15 protein-coding genes are annotated in these 18,194 nt (G+C 72.7%); 8 read left to right on the forward strand and 7 right to left on the reverse strand.

What is annotated here, in order from left to right:
- Positions 1-16: 16 nt before the first annotated feature.
- Together ACFT41_RS08980 and mshB are read right to left on the reverse strand one after the other, a co-directional pair.
- Positions 17-457, reverse strand: a complete 441-nt coding sequence (locus ACFT41_RS08980; protein ID WP_377585996.1) for a hypothetical protein — start codon at positions 455-457, stop codon at positions 17-19.
- Positions 458-474: 17 nt separating this feature from the next.
- The gene (gene mshB, locus ACFT41_RS08985; RefSeq protein WP_377585961.1) at positions 475-1,404 is read right to left on the reverse strand and encodes an N-acetyl-1-D-myo-inositol-2-amino-2-deoxy-alpha-D-glucopyranoside deacetylase; all 930 of its coding nucleotides are present in this window, start codon (positions 1,402-1,404) and stop codon (positions 475-477) included.
- 86 nt (positions 1,405-1,490) lie between these two features.
- On the opposite strand from mshB, the gene ACFT41_RS08990 reads away from it, so the two are divergent.
- Both ACFT41_RS08990 and ACFT41_RS08995 read left to right on the forward strand, forming a co-directional pair.
- Positions 1,491-3,635: a prolyl oligopeptidase family serine peptidase gene (locus ACFT41_RS08990; RefSeq protein ID WP_377585958.1), complete on the forward strand. Its 2,145-nt coding sequence runs from the start codon at positions 1,491-1,493 to the stop codon at positions 3,633-3,635.
- A 296-nt stretch (positions 3,636-3,931) separates the two neighbouring features.
- Positions 3,932-4,246 (forward strand): hypothetical protein, encoded by a 315-nt coding sequence (locus tag ACFT41_RS08995; protein WP_377585956.1) that lies wholly within the window; start codon positions 3,932-3,934, stop codon positions 4,244-4,246.
- A 150-nt stretch (positions 4,247-4,396) separates the two neighbouring features.
- Here the strand turns inward: ACFT41_RS08995 and ACFT41_RS09000 are convergent, their stop codons facing one another.
- Genes ACFT41_RS09000 through ACFT41_RS09020 form a run of 5 tightly spaced genes read right to left on the reverse strand, consistent with a single transcriptional unit; the run spans position 4,397 to position 10,261 of the window.
- On the reverse strand, positions 4,397-6,139 hold the full coding sequence (locus ACFT41_RS09000; RefSeq protein WP_377585953.1) for an ABC transporter substrate-binding protein: 1,743 nt from the start codon (positions 6,137-6,139) through the stop codon (positions 4,397-4,399).
- A gap of 35 nt (positions 6,140-6,174) precedes the next feature.
- A complete protein-coding gene (locus ACFT41_RS09005; protein ID WP_377585951.1) occupies positions 6,175-7,161 on the reverse strand; it encodes an ABC transporter permease in 987 nt (328 codons plus the stop codon).
- A gap of 12 nt (positions 7,162-7,173) precedes the next feature.
- A complete protein-coding gene (locus ACFT41_RS09010) occupies positions 7,174-8,181 on the reverse strand; it encodes an ABC transporter permease (protein WP_377585948.1) in 1,008 nt (335 codons plus the stop codon).
- On the reverse strand, positions 8,178-9,209 hold the full coding sequence (locus ACFT41_RS09015) for an ABC transporter ATP-binding protein (protein WP_377585945.1): 1,032 nt from the start codon (positions 9,207-9,209) through the stop codon (positions 8,178-8,180). Before ACFT41_RS09015 ends, ACFT41_RS09010 begins: the two co-directional genes overlap by 4 nt.
- Positions 9,206-10,261, reverse strand: coding sequence for an ABC transporter ATP-binding protein (locus ACFT41_RS09020; RefSeq protein WP_377585942.1), 1,056 nt, complete (start codon positions 10,259-10,261; stop codon positions 9,206-9,208). The genes ACFT41_RS09015 and ACFT41_RS09020 overlap by 4 nt, the downstream gene beginning before the upstream one ends.
- A gap of 219 nt (positions 10,262-10,480) precedes the next feature.
- On the opposite strand from ACFT41_RS09020, the gene ACFT41_RS09025 reads away from it, so the two are divergent.
- The 6 genes from ACFT41_RS09025 (at position 10,481) to ACFT41_RS09050 (ending at position 18,103) form a co-directional block, all read left to right on the forward strand.
- Entirely contained in the window at positions 10,481-11,029 is a 549-nt protein-coding gene (locus ACFT41_RS09025; RefSeq protein WP_377585940.1) for a Uma2 family endonuclease, read from the forward strand.
- A gap of 110 nt (positions 11,030-11,139) precedes the next feature.
- Positions 11,140-12,576: a TldD/PmbA family protein gene (locus tag ACFT41_RS09030; protein ID WP_377585937.1), complete on the forward strand. Its 1,437-nt coding sequence runs from the start codon at positions 11,140-11,142 to the stop codon at positions 12,574-12,576.
- Complete coding sequence (locus ACFT41_RS09035; protein WP_377585934.1) at positions 12,573-14,006, forward strand: TldD/PmbA family protein; 1,434 nt, start codon at positions 12,573-12,575, stop codon at positions 14,004-14,006. The genes ACFT41_RS09030 and ACFT41_RS09035 overlap by 4 nt, the downstream gene beginning before the upstream one ends.
- Before the next feature lie 299 nt (positions 14,007-14,305).
- On the forward strand, positions 14,306-15,112 hold the full coding sequence (locus tag ACFT41_RS09040; RefSeq protein WP_377585931.1) for a hypothetical protein: 807 nt from the start codon (positions 14,306-14,308) through the stop codon (positions 15,110-15,112).
- A gap of 10 nt (positions 15,113-15,122) precedes the next feature.
- The gene (locus ACFT41_RS09045) at positions 15,123-17,039 is read left to right on the forward strand and encodes a fumarate reductase/succinate dehydrogenase flavoprotein subunit (protein WP_377585928.1); all 1,917 of its coding nucleotides are present in this window, start codon (positions 15,123-15,125) and stop codon (positions 17,037-17,039) included.
- On the forward strand, positions 17,039-18,103 hold the full coding sequence (locus ACFT41_RS09050; protein ID WP_377585926.1) for a succinate dehydrogenase/fumarate reductase iron-sulfur subunit: 1,065 nt from the start codon (positions 17,039-17,041) through the stop codon (positions 18,101-18,103). Before ACFT41_RS09045 ends, ACFT41_RS09050 begins: the two co-directional genes overlap by 1 nt.
- Positions 18,104-18,194 lie beyond the last annotated feature (91 nt).

Here is an 18,194-nt window from a genome sequence, read left to right on the forward strand (position 1 = left end):
AACCTGTGCGTCGTCATCACCCGCCGCGACGGGCCGGTGGCGGGGCGAGCACCTGCCGGAACCCCATCACCGCGAACGTCATCGCGCCCGCCACGATCATCGCCAGCCCGACCCAGTTGTCCCCGGCCAGCAGCAGGTCACCCTCGCTGGTCCGGACCGCCGCCGCGCCCATCAGGACGAACCACGGCGTGGCGGGCAGGACCACCGCCCAGCGGCGACCCACCGCCGCGTGGGCGAACCAGCTCAGCGCGACGTTGGCGAGCACCGCCACCGGCACCGACGCGCCGACCAGCGTCCCGGAGACCCGGACGGTGGACAGGAGCAGCTCCAGCAGCGCCGTCGCCACCGCGCCCACCACGGCCACCACGCCACCGGCGACCCGCAGGGCGAGGTCGAGCAGCCGCAGCGACCGCCCCGGCGGGGGCGGCGCGGGGGCCTGCGGGGGGACGACCGACATCGGCGCGGCGGGCAGGGTCACCGGACGCCGGCCGCCGCGACCGGGGCGCGCCCCGCGCCGTCCCCGTCGAGGTCGAGCCCGGCGAACAGGTCGTCCTCCCAGCCGTACGGGCCGTTGCCCGGCCCCTGCTCCCCCACCGCCAGCGTGAAGTACTCCACGCCCATGAACTCGGCCCCGAAGTTGCCGGCGATCGAGTAGAGCCAGGAGGTGGCCGGGATCTGGGTGGCGTGCGCCCGCATCGCGGCCTCCTTCGCGGCGTGCTGGTCGGTGGCGTCGATCCGGGCGCCGATCTGCTCGTCCGGGGTGCCGAAGGGCAGGTCGGCGACGCTGCCGATGCCCTCGAACGGGTTGTCCGACGCCTCGGTGAAGTGGTTCATCCCGGCCTCCAGCACGCTGCGCGGCATGGCCGTCCAGTAGACCTTGGCCGGGGCGAACCCCTCGGCGGCGGCCAGCTCGTGCGCCCGCATCGCCACCCGGTGCGCCTGGATGTGGTCGGGGTGGCCGTAGAAGCCGTTCGGGTCGTACGTGATCATGACCTGCGGGCGTACCTCCCGCATGATCTCCACGACGAACCCGGCGGCGGTGTCGAGGTCGGCCTGCCAGAACGCCCGGGGGTGCTCGTTGGTGGCCTGACCCATCATCCCGGAGTCGCGGTAGCGGCCCGCGCCGCCGAGGAAGCGGTGGTCGGCGACGCCGAGCGCGGCGCAGGCGGCGGCCAGCTCCCCGATGCGGAACCCGCCGAGCTGGTCGGCCTCTGCGGCGGCGAGCTGGGCCAGCTCCGGCACGTGGATCTCGCCCTCCTCGCCGAGCGTGCAGGTCACCAGCGTGACGTGGGCGCCGGCGGCGGCGTAGTGGGCCATCGTCGAGCCGGTGCCGATGGACTCGTCGTCGGGGTGCGCGTGGACCAGCAGGAGGCGGCGGTCGGGCAGCGTCGTCACGACGGTCACTCTAACCGGCGGTTCACCCACGCCGGCCCCGACGCGTCCCGCCAGGTCCGCCACATCACCCCCGGGGCGGCTCTACGATCCGACGTGTGGACTTTCCGGAGCTGGCCGCCCGTACCCGCCGGTTCGCCCACGGGGCGCCCCGCGCCGTCACCGTGGCCGACGACGGCTCCCGGGTGATCTTCCTGCGCTCCGCCGGTCCGGAGGATCCCGCCGACGCGCTCTGGCTGCTCGACCCGGCCACCGGTGAGGAGCGGCTGATCGCCGACCCGGCGGTGCTGCTCGGCGCCGGCGGCGACCCGGCCGCCCTCACCCCCGGCGAGCGGGCGCTGCGCGAGCGGCGGCGGCTCAGCACCGCCGGCATCGGCTCGTACGCGCTGGACGCGGCGGGCCGGGTGGCGGTGTTCGCGCTGTCCGGTCGGCTGTTCCGGGCCGACCTGGTGCACGGCGACGTGATCGAGGTGGCGACCGCCGGCCCGGTGCTCGACCCGCGCCCCGACCCCACCGGCGAGCGGCTGGCGTACGTCACCGACACCGCCGACGGGGTGCGCCCGGGCGAGCTGCGGGTGGTGGCGGCCGACGGCACCGACAGCCTGCTGGCCGGCGAGGACGCCGGGGTCGCCTGGGGGCTGCCCGAGCACGTCGCGGCCGAGGAGTTCGGCCGGTTCCGGGGCTACTGGTGGGCGCCCGACGGGCGCAGCGTGCTGGCCGCGCGCGTCGACGAGTCCCGGCTGCCCCGCTGGCACCTGCACGACCCGGCGGACCCGGCCAGCCCGCCGACGACGGTGGCGTACCCCCGGGCGGGCGGGCCGAACGCGGAGGTCAGCCTCCACCTGCTCGACCTCGACGACGGCTGGGTCGACGTGCACTGGGACCGGGAGACCTACCCGTACCTCACCTCCGTCGACTGGGCCGACGGCAACCCGCTGCTCACGGTGCTGCGCCGGTCGCAGCAGCACGGCCTGGTGCTCGCCGTCGACCCGCGCACCGGCGAGACCCAGGTGCACGCCGAGCTGGCCGACCCGCGCTGGGTGGAGCCGATCCCCGGCACCCCGGCGCACCTGCCCGACGGGCGGGTGCTGGTCGGCGGCGAGCTGGCCCACGACGGGTACGACGCCCGCTGCCTGTTCGCCGACGGCACCCTGCTCACCCCGCCGTCGCTGTACGTGCGCCGGGTGGTGGGCCGGCTGCCCGCCGGCAGCGGCCCGGCCGACCTGCTGGTGGAGGCGAGCGAGGGCGAGCCCAGCCAGCGGCACCTGTACCGGGTGCGGACGCTGATCGGCGCCGGGGTGGATGCCCGCCGAATGAGCGGCACCCCCGGCTGGCACACGGCCGCCGTGGGCGGGGACACGCTGGTGGTCGGCACCGCGTCGCTGGACCAGCCGGGCACCACCTGGGCGGTGTGGCGCGGCGACCGGGAGGTGGCGCAGCTGCGCTCGCTGGCCGCCGCCCCGCCGTACTCCCCCCGGCCGACGATGGTGCGGGTGACCGACCGGCGGCTGCCCAGCGCCGTGCTCTACCCCACCGACCACGTGAAGGGCACCCGGCTGCCGGTGCTGCTGGACGTCTACGGCGGCCCGGGGCACCAGGAGGTGGTGGCCGCCCGGTCGGCCTGGCTGGAGCGGCAGTGGTGGGCCGACTCCGGCTTCGCGGTGGTGACGGTGGACAACCGGGGCACCCCCGGGGTGGCCCCGTCGTTCGAGAAGGCGGTGCACCGCCGGCTGGCCGACGTGGTGCTGACCGACCAGATCGACGCGCTGACCGCGCTCGCCGACAAGCACCCCGACCTGGACCTGGAGCGGGTCGGCATCCGGGGCTGGTCGTTCGGCGGCTGGCTGGCCGGGCTGGCGGTGCTGCGCCACCCGGAGCTGTTCCGCTGCGGGATCGCCGGCGCCCCGGTCACCGACTGGACGCTGTACGACACCGCATACAGCGAGCGCTACCTGGGCCTGCCGGAGGACGGCATGGACGTGTACGCGCACCACTCGCTGCTGGAACTGGCGGCCGAGCGACCCGTGCCGGGTGAGCCGGCCCGGCCGCTGCTGCTGGTGCACGGCCTGGTCGACGACAACGTGGTGGCCGCGCACACGCTGCGGCTGTCGGCGGCGCTGCTGGCGGCGGGCCGGCCGCACTCGGTGCTGCCGCTGCCCGGGGCCACGCACATGGCGGCGGGCGGCCTGTCGGAGCGCCTGCTCCGCCTGGAACTCGACTTCCTCCGCACCCACCTGGGGTAAGGAAGGGCCCCTGTCAACGCTTTCTGTATAGGAAGGGCCCCCTGTTAACGAGGCGGTCACGGGCCCGAACGTCTGCAATGATGAACGATCTTCGATCACACTCCCCTGTGCCCCGCCGCACCGACCTCCACCGGAGAGACGACATGCAGCCGTTGCGTCCAGAGCCGACCGCAGGGCGTCCGGTCTGGATGTGAGTCGGCGCTGCCGTCGGGCTCGCACTCGCCGTCAGCATGTACCTGAACAGCAACAAACCCCGCACTCCTGCCGCAGCGAGCCGACCGCCGACGGAGACATTCGTGGTCTCCGGCGCGGTGCTGCTGGGCGCCGGCGCGTCCTTCGTCCGGGACGACCACGGCGGCTGTGCCGGCACGGGCGACCATGCCGACATCAAGGACGGCGCACCGGTGATCATCACGACCGGCGATTCGTTCGCCGGCGGGAAGCTGACCGACGCCCGCGCGCTCACCGACGGCACCTGCCGGTTCTGGTTCTCCGTGCGGGGGGTCCCGACCCGGCAGGACACCTACCTGCTCATGGTCGCCGACGAAGGCCCCCGCCAATACAACGAACGCGAGCTCAAGAGCGCCCTGCTGGCCCTACGAGCCGACTGAACCCCAAGCCCCGCCCCGCCCACCTCCCCGGCCCCGCCCGCCAGCCCCGGTGATCAAGAGGTTTGCGTCATCACAGAGATCAACAATGACGTTTTCCTCTTGATCACCGAGGCGAGGAGGCGAGGCGGGGTGGGGGTGGGAAGGGGTGGGTTACTGCTTGACGTGGGCGTTGACGAAGGACGGGTAGCCGAAGACGCTGGAGATGAAGACGCCGCCGGCCTTGGAGCCGTGCACGTTGTACGCCACGTCGACGTAGAGCGGCACCACCGGCGCGTGCTCCTTCATGATCCGCTGGTCGAGTTTGGCCCACTCGGGGCCCTGCTTGGCGGGCTCCAGGGCGAGGATCCGGTCGAACTCGGCGTTGATCGCCGGGTCGTCGAAGTACGACTGGTTGCTGTTGCCCTCGGCCTTGATGGTGCGGCCGTCGTAGAGCACCGGCAGGATCGACGCGCCGCTGGGCCAGTCCGCCGCCCAGTTGCCGATGTACAGGTCCCAGGGGTTGTTCTTCTTCTTGACCTCGTCGAGCTTGGCGTCGTCCGGGATGTTCCGCACGGTGATCTTGAAACCGGCCCGCTCCAGGTTGCCCTTGAGCTGGGTCGCCTGCACCTGCTCGTCGGTGTTGTCGGCCACGCCGAGGACCAGCTCCGGGGTCTGGCCGCCGAGCAGCTCCTTGGCCTTGTCGACGTCGCCGTTCGCCCCGGCCGGGTAGGCCTCGTACGCCTGGAAGCCGATCGTGGCCGGGGGCATCAGGGTGGTCAGCGGCTGGGCCACGGTCTGCCCGCCGAGCGCCTTGATCAGGCCCTCCCGGTCGATGGCGTAGTTCAGTGCCTGGCGGATCTTCAGGTCGGTGACCCGCTGGTTGTTGATGACGAGCTGGTTGGCGCTCGGCGTCGGCGAGAGGATGGTGCGCGACTTCAGCGCCGCGTCCTGGGCCACCCGGGCGACCAGCGAGGGCGGCACCGAGTTGAAGGCGAGCGCGCTCTGGTCGGGGCCGTTGTCGGCGATCACCCGGTTGTTGGCGGCGTCGGCGGTCGGGCCGAAGCTCCACACGAACTGGTCCGGGTACTGGTGGCGCACCGGGTCGGTGGCCGGGTCCCAGTTCGGGTTGCGGTCGAGGGTGAGCTGCACGCCGACCTGGTTGGTGGCGATCTTGTACGGCCCGGACGAGAACGGCCGCTGGTCCAGGTTGACCCCGGTGTCCTGGTCGGCCCGCAGCGGCGCGGTGGTCGGCAGGGACACCGCGAACGGCAGGTCGCAGCGGGGCTTGGCGAACTCGAAGCGCAGGGTCCGCTCGTCCGGGGTGGTCAGGCCGGGCGGCAGCGCGTCCCGGTTCTTCTGGAAGTCCCACTTCGTGTCGAACTGCGGGGTGTCGGCCAGCCACTCCTGCAGGTAGGTCGGGCCACCGGCGAGGTCCGGGTCGAAGGACCGGGCGATGCCGTACGCGATCTCCTTCGACGTGATCGGGCTGCCGTCCTCGAACTTCACCCCCTGCTTGATCGTGAATTCCCAGACCTTGCAGTCGTTGTCGACGTTGGTACCGGGGGTCTCGGCCAGGTCGCCGACGAGGACCAGGCCGCCCTTGCCGTCGTCCTTCCAGGTCGTCAGGTAACGGGCGAAGAGCGGGTTGGCCATCAGGCCCGCGAACGAGTACGTCCGCTGCGGGTCCAGGTGGGAGATCGGCGTCTCCCGGATGATGGTGAACGTGCCGCCCCGGCGCGCCCCGCTCACCTCGGCCGCCGGGCCCTGCGAGTCCTTCGGGTCGGTGGCGATGACGCCGGTCTGCTGCCGGCCGGTGTCGACCGTGGTGCCCTCGCCCGTGTTCTCCGAGCACGCCCCCAACGCCACCACCAGTGCGATGGCGCCGCCGACGCCGGCCGCTGCGCGTGGTCGCATCTCCTACCTCCTCTGTCGATGAATCTCGTAACCGGTCAGCGCAGCCGCACCCGGGGGTCGATGGCCGCGTAGAGCAGGTCCACCACGACGTTGGCCAGCACCACGAACACCGCGGCGATGAGCACGGTCGCCATGATGGTGGGCAGGTCGCCGGCGCGGACGGCGTCGACCGCGGTACGCCCCAACCCCTGGATGCCGAACGTCGTCTCCGTGATGACGGTGCCGCCCAGCGCCCCGCCCACGTCCAGCCCCGCGATGGTCACCACGGGGGTGACGGCCGCGCGCAGCGCGTGCCGCCCGTACACCCGGGGTTTGGTCAGGCCCTTGGCCCGGGCCGTGCGGACGAAGTCCTCCGACAGCGTCTCCAGCAGCTGCGCCCGGGACAGCCGCGCGTAGATGGCGGAGAAGAGGAACGCCAGCGAGACCCACGCCAGCACCAGACCGCTCGCCCACCTGAGCGGGTTGTCGAACAGCGACGTGTAGCTGGGCACCGGCAGCAGCCGCAGGTTATAGACGAAGACCAGCAGCAGCACCGCCCCGACGAAGTAGAGCTGCAACGACGCGCCGGTCAGCGAGAAGCCGATGGCCACCCGGTCCAGCCAGGTGCCCCGGCGCAGCGCCGAGACCATGCCGAGGCCGACGCCGAGCAGCAGCCACAGGATCGCCGCCGGGATCACGATGCTCAGGGTCACCGGCAGCACCCGGGCGATGGTGTCGCTGACCGCCTCGTTGCTGACGTACGACCAGCCCAGGCAGGGTGCGTCGCACCGGCCGCCCTGGGCGCTGCCGAGGTCCCGCCCGGTGACGATGCCCTTCAGGTAGCCCGCGTACTGGGTGACCAGCGGGTCGCGCAGGCCCAACTCCTGGCGGACCCGCTCCAGGCGTTCCGGGTTGCAGTTCTTGGGGCACATGCCGCTGACCGGGTCCCGGGGCAGGGCGAAGAACATCAGGAAGCTGAGCACGCTCACCGCGAACAGGGTGAGCGCCGCCGAGAGCAGCCGCTTGACCAGGAACCGCGCCATGGTGGAGCCCTCCTACCGGGACGACTTCGGGTCGAGCGCGTCGCGCAGCGCGTCCCCGAAGAGGTTGAAGGCGAAGACCAGCGCGAAGATCGTGACGCCGGGGAAGAAGACGTACGCCGGGTCGGTCTGGAGGTAGTCGAGGCTGCGGTAGATCATCCGGCCGAAGCTCGGCGTGGCGTCGGTCAGCCCGACCCCGATGAACGACAGCGCCGCCTCGCTGGTGACGTACGACGGCACCGCGAGGGAGAACGACACCAGGATCGGGGCCCAGAGGTTCGGCAGGAGCTGGCGGAACAGCATGTGCCCCAGCCCGGCGCCGCTGGCGCGGGCCGCCTCCACGAACTCCCGCTCGCGCAGCGCGATGACCTGCCCCCGCACCAGCCGGGCGGTGCTGGTCCAGCCGAACAGGGCGAAGATGGCGATCAGCACGCCGATCTGGAACGCGGGCGGCACCTCCTCGCGCTGGCCGTAGAAGCGCAGCGCGATCGTCGGGGTCAGCGCCAGGGCGATGATCAGGAACGGCATGGCCAGGGTCAGGTCGGTGATCCAGTTGAGCACGGCGTCGAGCCAGCCGCCCAGGTAGCCGGCGAGGGTGCCGAGCACCACGCCGATCGCTGCGGTGATCACCGCAGCGGCGATCGCGATGAACAGCGACGTCCGCAGGCCGTGCACCATCCGGATGAAGATGTCCCGGCCCAGGCCCGGCTCCAGCCCGAACCAGTGTTCCCCGGTGACCCCGCCGGCATAGCCCAGCGGCATGCCGAAGCCGTCGAGCCGGCCCTGGAACTGCTCGCGCGGGCCGATGCCGTACAGCGCCTCGATCAGCGGCACGGCGAGCGCGGCCAGCAGGAAGAAGGCCAGCATGCCGGCGCTGACCATGGCGGTGCGGTCCCGGCGCAGCCGGGCCCGGGCGAGCTGGCCGGGCGACCGGCCGACGATGCCCCGACCATGGGTGCCGGGATCGTCGCCGGTGGACTCGATCTCCGCGAGGGCCACGCCCTCGACCGGGGACAGGCTCACGTCGTCACCTCCGCACCACTCGCGCCGGCCCCGTCGCGCCCCGGGAAGCGCCCGCCCGGGTCGGGCTCCGGGAAGTGGCAGGCCGTCAGTTGCCCGCTGCCGTCGCGGGACACCAGCGCTGGCTCCTCGGTGGCGCAGACGTCGCGCGCCTTCGGGCACCGGGTGCGGAACCGGCAGCCCGACGGCGGGTTCAGCGGGGTCGGCACGTCGCCGGTGAGCCGGATCCGCCCGCCGGGGCCGAGCCGCGTCACGTCGGGGACCGCCGACAGCAGGGCCCTGGTGTACGGGTGCTGCGGGCGCTCGTAGATGCCCGCCCGGTCGCCGATCTCCACGATCCGGCCCAGGTACATCACGGCGACCCGCTGGCAGAAGTGCCGCACCACGGCGAGGTCGTGGGCGATGAACACGAACGCCAGCCCGAGGTCGCGTTGCAGGTCGCGCAGCAGGTTGACGACCTGCGCCTGGATCGACACGTCGAGGGCGGAGACGGGCTCGTCGGCGACGATCAGCTTCGGCCGCAGCGCGAGGGCGCGGGCGATGCCGACGCGCTGGCGCTGCCCGCCGGAGAACTCGTGCGGGTACCGGTTGTAGTGCTCGGGGTTGAGCCCGACCAGTTCCAGCAGCTCCTGCACCCGGCGGCGCACCCCGCCGGGCGGGTCGATCCCGTTGACCCGCAGCGGCATCGCCACGATCCGGCCGACGGTGTGCCGGGGGTTCAGCGACGCGTACGGGTCCTGGAAGATGATCTGGAGGTCCTGGCGCAGCGGTCGCAGCTCGCGCCGCCCGGCGTGGGTGATGTCGCGGCCGGCGAACTCGATCCGCCCGGCGGTCGGTTCCAGCAGCCGCACCAGCATCCGGCCGGTGGTGGTCTTGCCGCAGCCGGACTCCCCCACCAGGCCGAGCGTCTCGCCGGGGCGTACCGCGAAGTCCAGGCCGTCGACGGCCCGCACCAGGCCGGTGGCGCGGAACCCGGTGCGCACCGGGAAGTGCTTGGTCAGCCCGCTGACCCGCAGCAGCGGCTCGCTCATCGGGCCACCCCCGTCCGCGCGACGTCCTCGGCGTGCAGCCGGGCGCGCTCGTCGGCGGGCAGGTGGCAGGCCGCCAGGTGGCCCGGCTCGCCGGCCGGGGCCAGCGCCGGGACCTCGGTGCGCGAGCGGCCGCCGGTGCGGTCGGCGTACCGGCAGCGGGGGTGGAAGGCGCAGCCGGGCGGCAGGTCGATCAGGCTGGGCGGGTTGCCGGGGATGGGCACCAGGTCCGCGTCGGCGTCGCCGTGCAGCGAGGGCACGCTGGAGAGCAGACCCCAGGTGTACGGGTGTCGGGGCCGCCGCAGCACCTGCTCCGCGCTGCCGTGCTCGACGGCCCGGCCGGCGTACATCACCAGCACCTCGTCGGCGACCTGGCCGACCACGCCGAGGTCGTGGGTGATCAGGATGATCGCCGAGCGGAACTCGGCCTGGAGGTCGGCCAGCAGGTCCAGGATCTGCGCCTGCACGGTGACGTCGAGGGCGGTGGTCGGCTCGTCGGCGATCAGCAGGGCCGGGTCGTTGACCAGGGCCATGGCGATCATCGCCCGCTGCCGCATGCCGCCGGAGAACTCGTGCGGGTACTGGTCGTAGCGCTTTCCCGGCTGGGGGATGCCGACCCGGCCGAGCATGTCGACGGCCCGCCGCCGGGCCTCCTGCCGGCCGGCCCGCCGGTGGTGCACCCGGTACGCCTCGGCGATCTGCCGGCCCACGGTGTAGTAGGGGTGCAGCGCCGACAGCGGGTCCTGGAAGATCATCGCCACGTTCCGGCCACGCAGCCGGCGGACGTCCTCCTCGGGCAGGCCGACGAGCTGCCGGCCGTCGACGGAGATCCCGCCGGTGACGGTGGTGCGCCTGGGGTCGTGCAGGCCGAGGATCGCCAGCGAGGTGACGCTCTTGCCGGAGCCGGATTCGCCGACGACGCCGAGGGTGCGGCCCCGCTCGACGGCAAAGGAGACCCCGTCGACCGCGTGGACGGTGCCGTCGGCGGTGTCGAAGCGCACCCGCAGGTCGTCGACCCGCAGGTAGGGGCCGGACGCCGGTGCTGGCTCGCCCACGACCACCTCCCCAGTGACGAAGAGAAACTACAACAGATCACTGAGGCTGAAAATAAGCTACAAGCGGGTGGCTGTCAGCGGTGCCCAGCGTAACGACTCGGCAACTCTGCCGACACCCCTCGCCGCCGGGCCGGCTCTTCCCCATCGATCGCACCTCGGGTGCGACCATGGCGGGGGCAGCCGGGAGAGGATCCGTGCTCGATCGAGGTGGAGGTGACCATGACCGCGGCGGTGTTCGACCACGACGGACCGTGGACCGAGGAGGAATACCTCGCCCTCGGCGAGACGTCGCAGCGGGTCGAACTCTTCGACGGGAGCCTCCACGTGACCCCAGCCCCCACCCCACGCCACCAGCGGATATCGCGCAAGCTGGGCAACATCCTCGAACCGGCCGCCGAAGCGGCCGGGCTGGAGCTGCTGGAGGCGGTGAACGTCCGGCTCCGACCCGGGCGGGTCCCCGTCCCCGACCTCGTCGTCACGGACCCGGTCGACCTCGACGACGTCTACGTGGCGGCGGACGACGTCCGGCTGGTCTGCGAGATCATCTCGCCGGGCAACGCGTCCACCGACAACGTGCTGAAGATGCACTACTACGCCGCTGCCCACATCGACTGGTACCTGCTGGTCGAGCAGGAGACCGGCGCGCTGCGCCTGCACCGGCGTCGGCACGCCCACTACGTGGAGCACTCGGCCGCCAAGCGGGGCGAGGTGCTGGAGTTGACCGAGCCCGTCCGGGCGAAGATCCGACCCGAGGATCTCGTCCCCTGACGGATGTCGGTCCCGTCCCCTAGGGTCGGGCGCATGAGCGAGCGCCAGCGAGCGAATCATCCATCTGGCCCGGTGTCTCAGGGCGGCGCGCAGCGCAGCGGAGCGTCGTCATGACCGGATTCGATGCGGCGTCCGCCGCCGTGCAGGCGGCCCTGGACGCGGGTGCCCGCTACGCCGACGCCCGGGTGATGCACCGCCGCTACGAGTCGATGTCGGCCCGCAACGGCGACGTCGAGGAGCTGACCCAGGACGAGAGCCTCGGGCTGGGCGTCCGGGCGCTGGTCGGATCGGGCTGGGGCTTCCACGCCGTACCGGAGCTGTCGGACGCCGCCGCCCGCGACGCCGGCCGGCGCGCCGCGCTGATCGCCGCCGCGAGCGCGCGGGTCCCCGGGCCGCCGATCGACCTGGTGCCGGCCGAGCCGGTCGTGGCGAGCTGGGCCTCGGCCTGCGAGGTGGACCCGCTCGGGGTGGCCCTGTCCGACAAGGGCGACCTGCTGGTCGGCGCGACCGCCACGATGGCCGAGCACGGCGCCGACCTAGCCGAGGGCCTCTACCAGGTGTGGGACACCACGAAGTGGTTCGTCTCCAGCGAGGGGCACCGCATCGACCAGCGCATCCGCGAGTGCGGCGGCGGCATCTCGGCCACCGCGATCGGCGACGGCGAGACCCAGCGCCGGTCCTACCCGAGCTACCGCGGCCAGTACGGCACCACCGGCTGGGAGCTGGTCACCTCACTCGACCTGGCCGCGCACGCCGCCCGGATCGCCGAGGAGAGCCGCGCGCTGCTCACCGCCCCCGAGTGCCCGGCCGGCGAGACCGACCTGATCCTCGGCGGCGAGCAGCTCGCGTTGCAGATCCACGAGTCCGTCGGGCACGCCATCGAGCTGGACCGCATCCTCGGCTGGGAGGCCGCCTTCGCCGGCACGTCCTGGCTGGACCTGGCGCAGCTCGGCTCGCTGCGCTACGGCTCCGAGCTGATGAACGTCACCATCGACCCCACCATCCCGGGCGCGCTGGGCAGCTTCGGCTTCGACGACGAGGGCTCCCCGGCGGTGCGGCGGGACGCGGTGCGCGAGGGCCGGTGGGTCGGGGTGCTCGCCGGCCGCGACTCGGCCGCCGTCGCCGGCCTCGGCTACGGCGGCAGCGTACGCGCCGACGGCTGGGCCCGGCTGCCGATGGTGCGGATGACCAACGTCGGGCTGGAGCCCGGCCCGCACACCCTCGACGAGATCGTCGCCGCCACCGACGACGGGGTGCTGATGGACGTCAACCGCTCCTGGTCGATCGACGACAGGCGGCTCAACTTCCAGTTCGGCTGCGAGATCGGCTGGGAGGTGAAGCGGGGCCGGCGGGGGCGGATGCTGCGCAACCCCACCTACACGGGCATCGGCCCGCTGTTCTGGCGCTCGATGGACATGCTCTCCGCCGAGACCGTCGCCTGGGGCACGCCGAACTGCGGCAAGGGCCAGCCCGGCCAGGTGGGCCACACCGGCCACCCGGCCGCGCCGGCCCGGTTCCGCAACGTCCGAGTGGGGGTACGCGCATGAGTCAGGGAGACGAGCGGGACGAGCTGGGGCTCGCCGATCAGGTGGTCGACCTGGTCCGCCGGCTGGCCGGGCCGCAGGCGGAGGCGGAGGTGGTGGTCACCCGGTCCGACCTGGCGCTGACCCGGTTCGCCAACTCCTTCGTGCACCAGAACGTCGCCGAGTCGGGCGTCTCGGTGCGGCTGCGCGTGCACGCCGAGGGGCGCACGGCGGCCGGCGGCGGCAGCGTGGTCACCCCGGACGGGCTGGCCGCCCTGGTCGAGCGGGCCCTCGCGGCGGCCCGGCTCTGCCCGCCGGATCCGGCCTGGCCGGGGCTGGCCCCGCGCTCGCCGGTGCCCGCCGCCCCGGCCTGGGACGAGGCCACGGCCTTCGCCGAGCCGGGCGAGCGGGCCGAGCGGGTGCGCGCGTTCGTCGACGCCGTGGGCGGGCTGGAGGCCGCCGGATACTGCCGCACCTCCTACCGGGCGGCGGCGTTCGCCAACTCCACCGGGCACTCGGCGCAGGGCGCCGCCGCCGAGGCGGCGATGGACGGCATCGCCCGCACCGGCGGCGCGGACGGGGTGGCCCGGCTGCACGCCGACCGGCTCGCCGACCTCGACGGGGCGGCGCTGGGGGCCCGGGCCGCCGCGAAGGCACGGGCGGCCGTGGACCCGGTCGAGCTGCCCCCGGGCCGGTACGAGGTGGTGCTGGAGCCGGCCGCCGTCGCCGACCTGCTGCACAACTTCGCCCTGTGGGGCTTCAACGGCAAGCGGCACGCCGAGCGGCAGTCCTTCGCCGAGCCGGGCGCGGCCCAGTTCGACCCGGCGGTCACGCTGGTCGACGACCCGCTGGCCGGGTCGGGGCTGCCGTTCGACGTGGAGGGCACCGGCCGGCGGGCCCTGACGCTGGTCGACGCCGGCACCACGGTCGCCGCGGCGCACGACCGGCGCAGCGGCGCGGCGGCCGGGGTCGGCTCCACCGGGCACGCGTCGCCGGAGGCGGCCACCTTCGGCGCGATGCCGGTCAACCTGCGGTTGTCCGGCCCCGCCCCGGGCGCCACCGACGATCCGGCGCGCACCGGCGGCGGGGCGGGGCCCGGGTCGCCGGCGCCGGCCGGGCCGGTGGTCGACGACGACACGGCCGCCCTGGTCGCCGGGATGGAGCGGGGCCTGCTGGTCAGCGACCTGTGGTACACCCGGGTGCTGGACACGAAAAGCCTGGTGATCACGGGGCTGACCCGCAACGGGGTCTGGCTGGTGGAGGGCGGGGTGCCGGTGCGGGCGGTGCAGAACTTCCGCTTCACCGAGTCCTACCCCCGGGCGCTGGGCCCGGGTGCCGTGCTCGGGATCGGCCGCCGGGCGGTCCGGCAGCCGGACCGGGTCGACGGCGTCTGGTGGGACGCCCCGGCGCTGCGGCTGGCGGCCTGGAACTTCACCGGGGGCGCCTCCGGCTGACCCGGGCGGCTGACCCGGGCGGATGATCCTGGCCGGTTCTCCGGGCGGTTCGGGAGTGAGGTTCTTAACATCCGACATCGATCGTGTTGCGGAGACTTTTCCGCAGCCCGGACACACGGGACACTCCCTTGCGCGGACGGCCCACGGAGATCGGCGTAACGTGTGTCAACTAGCTGCGCCGGTACGGCCGGTGTGGTCGTTGGTGTGCGCGGTGAGGTGGCAGCGGGTACGGGGTCGCCGGTCCGCGTGCCGACCGGAACAACTGCCGCCCGTGAGGGCCCCGTCAGGGAGACGACCGAATGACTTCAACGGCAACGAGGCCGCGGGGAGCGCGAGCGCGCGCCGCCATAGCGGCGAAGACGTTGCGGACGGACCGGTGGTGGTTCGCTCCGCTGATCACCGTCATCGGGCTCAGCGCCTGGGTGGCGTACGCGACGGTCCGGGTCTTCATGCACGACTTCTACTGGGTCGACGAATACCACTACCTGACCCCGTTCTACTCCCCCTGCGTGACCGAGCAGTGCGTCGAGGGGGCCGCCCACTTCGGCCGTTTCCTGCCCGGCTGGTGGATCATCCCGGACGCGGCGTTGACCCTGCCGTTCCTGCTGCTGTTCCGGCTGACCTGCTACTACTACCGCAAGGCCTACTACCGGTCGTTCTGGCTGTCGCCGCCGGCCTGCGCCGTGCCGGACAAGCACGACAGCTACTCCGGGGAGACCCGGTTCCCGCTGCTGGGCCAGAACCTGCACCGCTACTTCTTCTACGCCGCCGCGGTCATCTCGCTGATCAACACCTGGGACGCCGTCCTGGCCTTCCACTCGCCGGAGGGCTTCGGCTTCGGGCTGGGCAACATCGTCCTGCTGGTCAACGTGGTCATGCTGTGGGCGTACACGATCTCCTGCCACTCCTGCCGGCACATCATCGGCGGGCGGCTCAAGCACTTCTCCAAGCACCCGGTGCGATACAAGGCCTGGACGGGCGTGTCCTGGCTGAACGTCCGGCACATGCAGCTCGCCTGGATCACGCTGGGCACCCTGGCGCTGACCGACTTCTACGTCATGGCGGTCGCGGCCGGCTGGTTCAACGACCTGCGGTTCATCAACTAGAGGGCCTGACATGACGACCACGAATCGCATCGAACGACACCACTACGACGTCGTCGTGATCGGGGCCGGCGGCGCCGGCCTGCGCGCGGCGATCGAGGCCCGGCTCGCGGGCAAGAAGACGGCGATCATCTCGAAGTCGCTGTTCGGCAAGGCGCACACCGTGATGGCCGAGGGCGGCGCGGCCGCCGCCATGGGCAACGTGAACAGCCGGGACAACTGGCAGGTGCACTTCCGCGACACCATGCGCGGCGGCAAGTTCCTCAACAACTTCCGGATGGCCGAGCTGCACGCGAAGGAGTCGCCGCAGCGCATCTGGGAGCTGGAGACGTACGGTGCGCTGTTCGACCGCACCTCCGACGGGAAGATCTCGCAGCGCAACTTCGGTGGCCACGAGTACCCCCGGCTGGCGCACGTCGGCGACCGGACCGGCCTGGAGCTGATCCGCACCCTCCAGCAGAAGATCGTCTCCCTCCAGCAGGAGGACAAGGCCGAGTTCGGCTCGTACGACGCCCGGATCAAGGTGTTCGCCGAGACCACGATCACCGAGCTGCTGCTCGACGGCGAGAAGGTCGCCGGGGCGTTCGGCTACTACCGGGAGTCCGGCGAGTTCATCCTCCTCGAGGCCCCGGCCGTGGTGCTCGCCACGGGCGGCGTCGGCCGGTCCTACAAGGTCACGTCGAACTCCTGGGAGTACACCGGCGACGGGCACGCGCTGGCCCTGCGCGCCGGCGCGACGCTGATCAACATGGAGTTCCTCCAGTTCCACCCGACCGGCATGGTCTGGCCGCCCTCGGTGAAGGGCATCCTGGTCACCGAGTCGGTGCGCGGCGACGGCGGCGTGCTGAAGAACTCCGACGGCAAGCGGTTCATGTTCGACTACGTCCCCGACGTCTTCCGCAAGCAGTACGCGGAGACCGAGGAGGAGGCGGACCGCTGGTACACCGACCCGGACAACAACCGGCGTCCGCCGGAGCTGCTGCCCCGCGACGAGGTCGCCCGCGCGATCAACAGCGAGGTCAAGGCCGGTCGGGGTACGCCGGCCGGCGGCGTCTACCTGGACATCGCCTCCCGCCGCTCGGCCGAGGAGATCCGCCGCCGCCTGCCGTCGATGTACCACCAGTTCAAGGAGCTGGCCGACGTCGACATCACGAAGGAGCCGATGGAGGTCGGCCCGACCTGTCACTACGTGATGGGCGGCGTCGAGGTGGACCCGGACTCCGGTGCCGCGTACGGCACGGTGCGCGGGCTGTTCGCCGCCGGTGAGGTGTCCGGCGGCATGCACGGCTCCAACCGGCTCGGCGGCAACTCGCTGTCGGACCTGCTGGTCTTCGGCAAGCGGGCGGGCGGCCACGCGGCGTCGTACGCCGATCAGTTGACCGCGCGCCCGAAGGTGTCGATCGGCGCGGTGGAGGCCGCCGTGGAGACGGCGCTCGCGCCGTTGCAGCGCGACACCGGGGAGAACCCCTACCAGCTCCAGCAGGACCTCCAGGCGGTCATGGGCGATCTGGTCGGGATCATCCGCCGGGAGGGCGAGCTGGCCGACGCGCTGGGCCGGCTGGCCGAGCTGCGCGAGCGGGTGGCGAAGGTCAGCGCGGCCGGCGGGCGGCGCTACAACCCGGGCTGGCACCTCGCGCTGGACCTGCGCAACATGCTGGTGGTGTCGGAGTGCACCGCGAAGGCGGCGCTGGAGCGGCAGGAGTCGCGCGGCGGCCACACCCGGGAGGATTTCCCGGCGATGGACCCGACGTGGCGCCGGGTCAATCTGGTCTGCGCGCTGGACGGCGACGCCGTGCGGCTGACCCACAAGCCGCTGCCGAGGATGCGGGCCGAGCTGATCGGCCTGTTCGACCGGGCCGAGCTGGCCAAGTACCTGACCGACGAGGAGCTCGCGGACTTCGACGCCCTCGCTGAGGAGGCGGGCAACTGATGGGAACCAAGCGTCACTTCAGGATCTGGCGGGGCGACGAGAGCGGCGGCGACCTGCAGGACTACCAGGTCGAGGTCAACGAGGGCGAGGTGGTCCTCGACGTCATCCACCGGCTCCAGGCCACCGACGCGCCGGACCTGGCCTGCCGGTGGAACTGCAAGGCCGGCAAGTGCGGCTCCTGCTCGATGGAGATCAACGGGATGCCCAAGCTGGGCTGCATGACCCGGATGTCGACCTTCTCCGAGGGCGAGACCGTCACGGTCACGCCGCTGCGCACCTTCCCGGTCATCCGGGACCTGGTCACCGACGTCTCGTTCAACTACGAGAAGGCGCGGGAGACCCCGGCGTTCGCGCCGCCGGCCGGGGTGGCCCCGGGCGAGTACCGGATGCAGCAGGTGGACGTCGAGCGCTCGCAGGAGTTCCGTAAGTGCATCGAGTGCTTCCTGTGCCAGAACGTCTGCCACGTGGTCCGCGACCACGAGGAGAACAAGCAGGCGTTCTCCGGCCCCCGGTTCTTCATCCGGGCCGCCGAGCTGGACATGCACCCGCTCGACGTGAAGACCGACCGCAAGGAATACGCGCAGGCGGAGCAGGGCCTCGGCTTCTGCAACATCACCAAGTGCTGCACCGAGGTCTGCCCCGAGCACATCAAGATCACGGACAACGCGATCATCCCCATGAAGGAACGCGTGGTCGACCGCAGGTACGATCCCCTGGTATGGCTCGGTAGCAAGATCTTCCGGAGGGGTCAGGTGCCTCAGACCAGCGTGACCAGCGCCTCGCACAGCGGTGCCGTCCACTCCCACGCCGCCCCGGGCGGGGTCCACTCGCATGCGGGCGGCTCCCACGACCAAGCCGCCGAGGCCCAGGCCCAGGCTGGCGTGAACTGGCACCGCGAGGTGCCCAAGCCGACCGCCCCGGCCGTGGACGACAACGGCAAGCTCCCGCTGACGGAGCTCACCTTCGACCGGGCCGCCGCGCCGTCGCCGTTCGGCGACGACGTGCAGTTCCCGCTGCCCCCGGAGCACCTCAACTTCGTCCACCCGGAGCAGGACAAGCACTGACAGGGCGAGACGGCGGGGGTCGGCGGCACAGGCCGCCGGCCCCCGCCGACGTTTCTCCCCTGCCCTGCCCCTGCCGCTGGGCGACTCAGTG

It is taken from the genome of Micromonospora sp. NPDC057141 (genome assembly GCF_042670805.1).
Taxonomy (GTDB): Bacteria; Actinomycetota; Actinomycetes; order Mycobacteriales; family Micromonosporaceae; genus Micromonospora.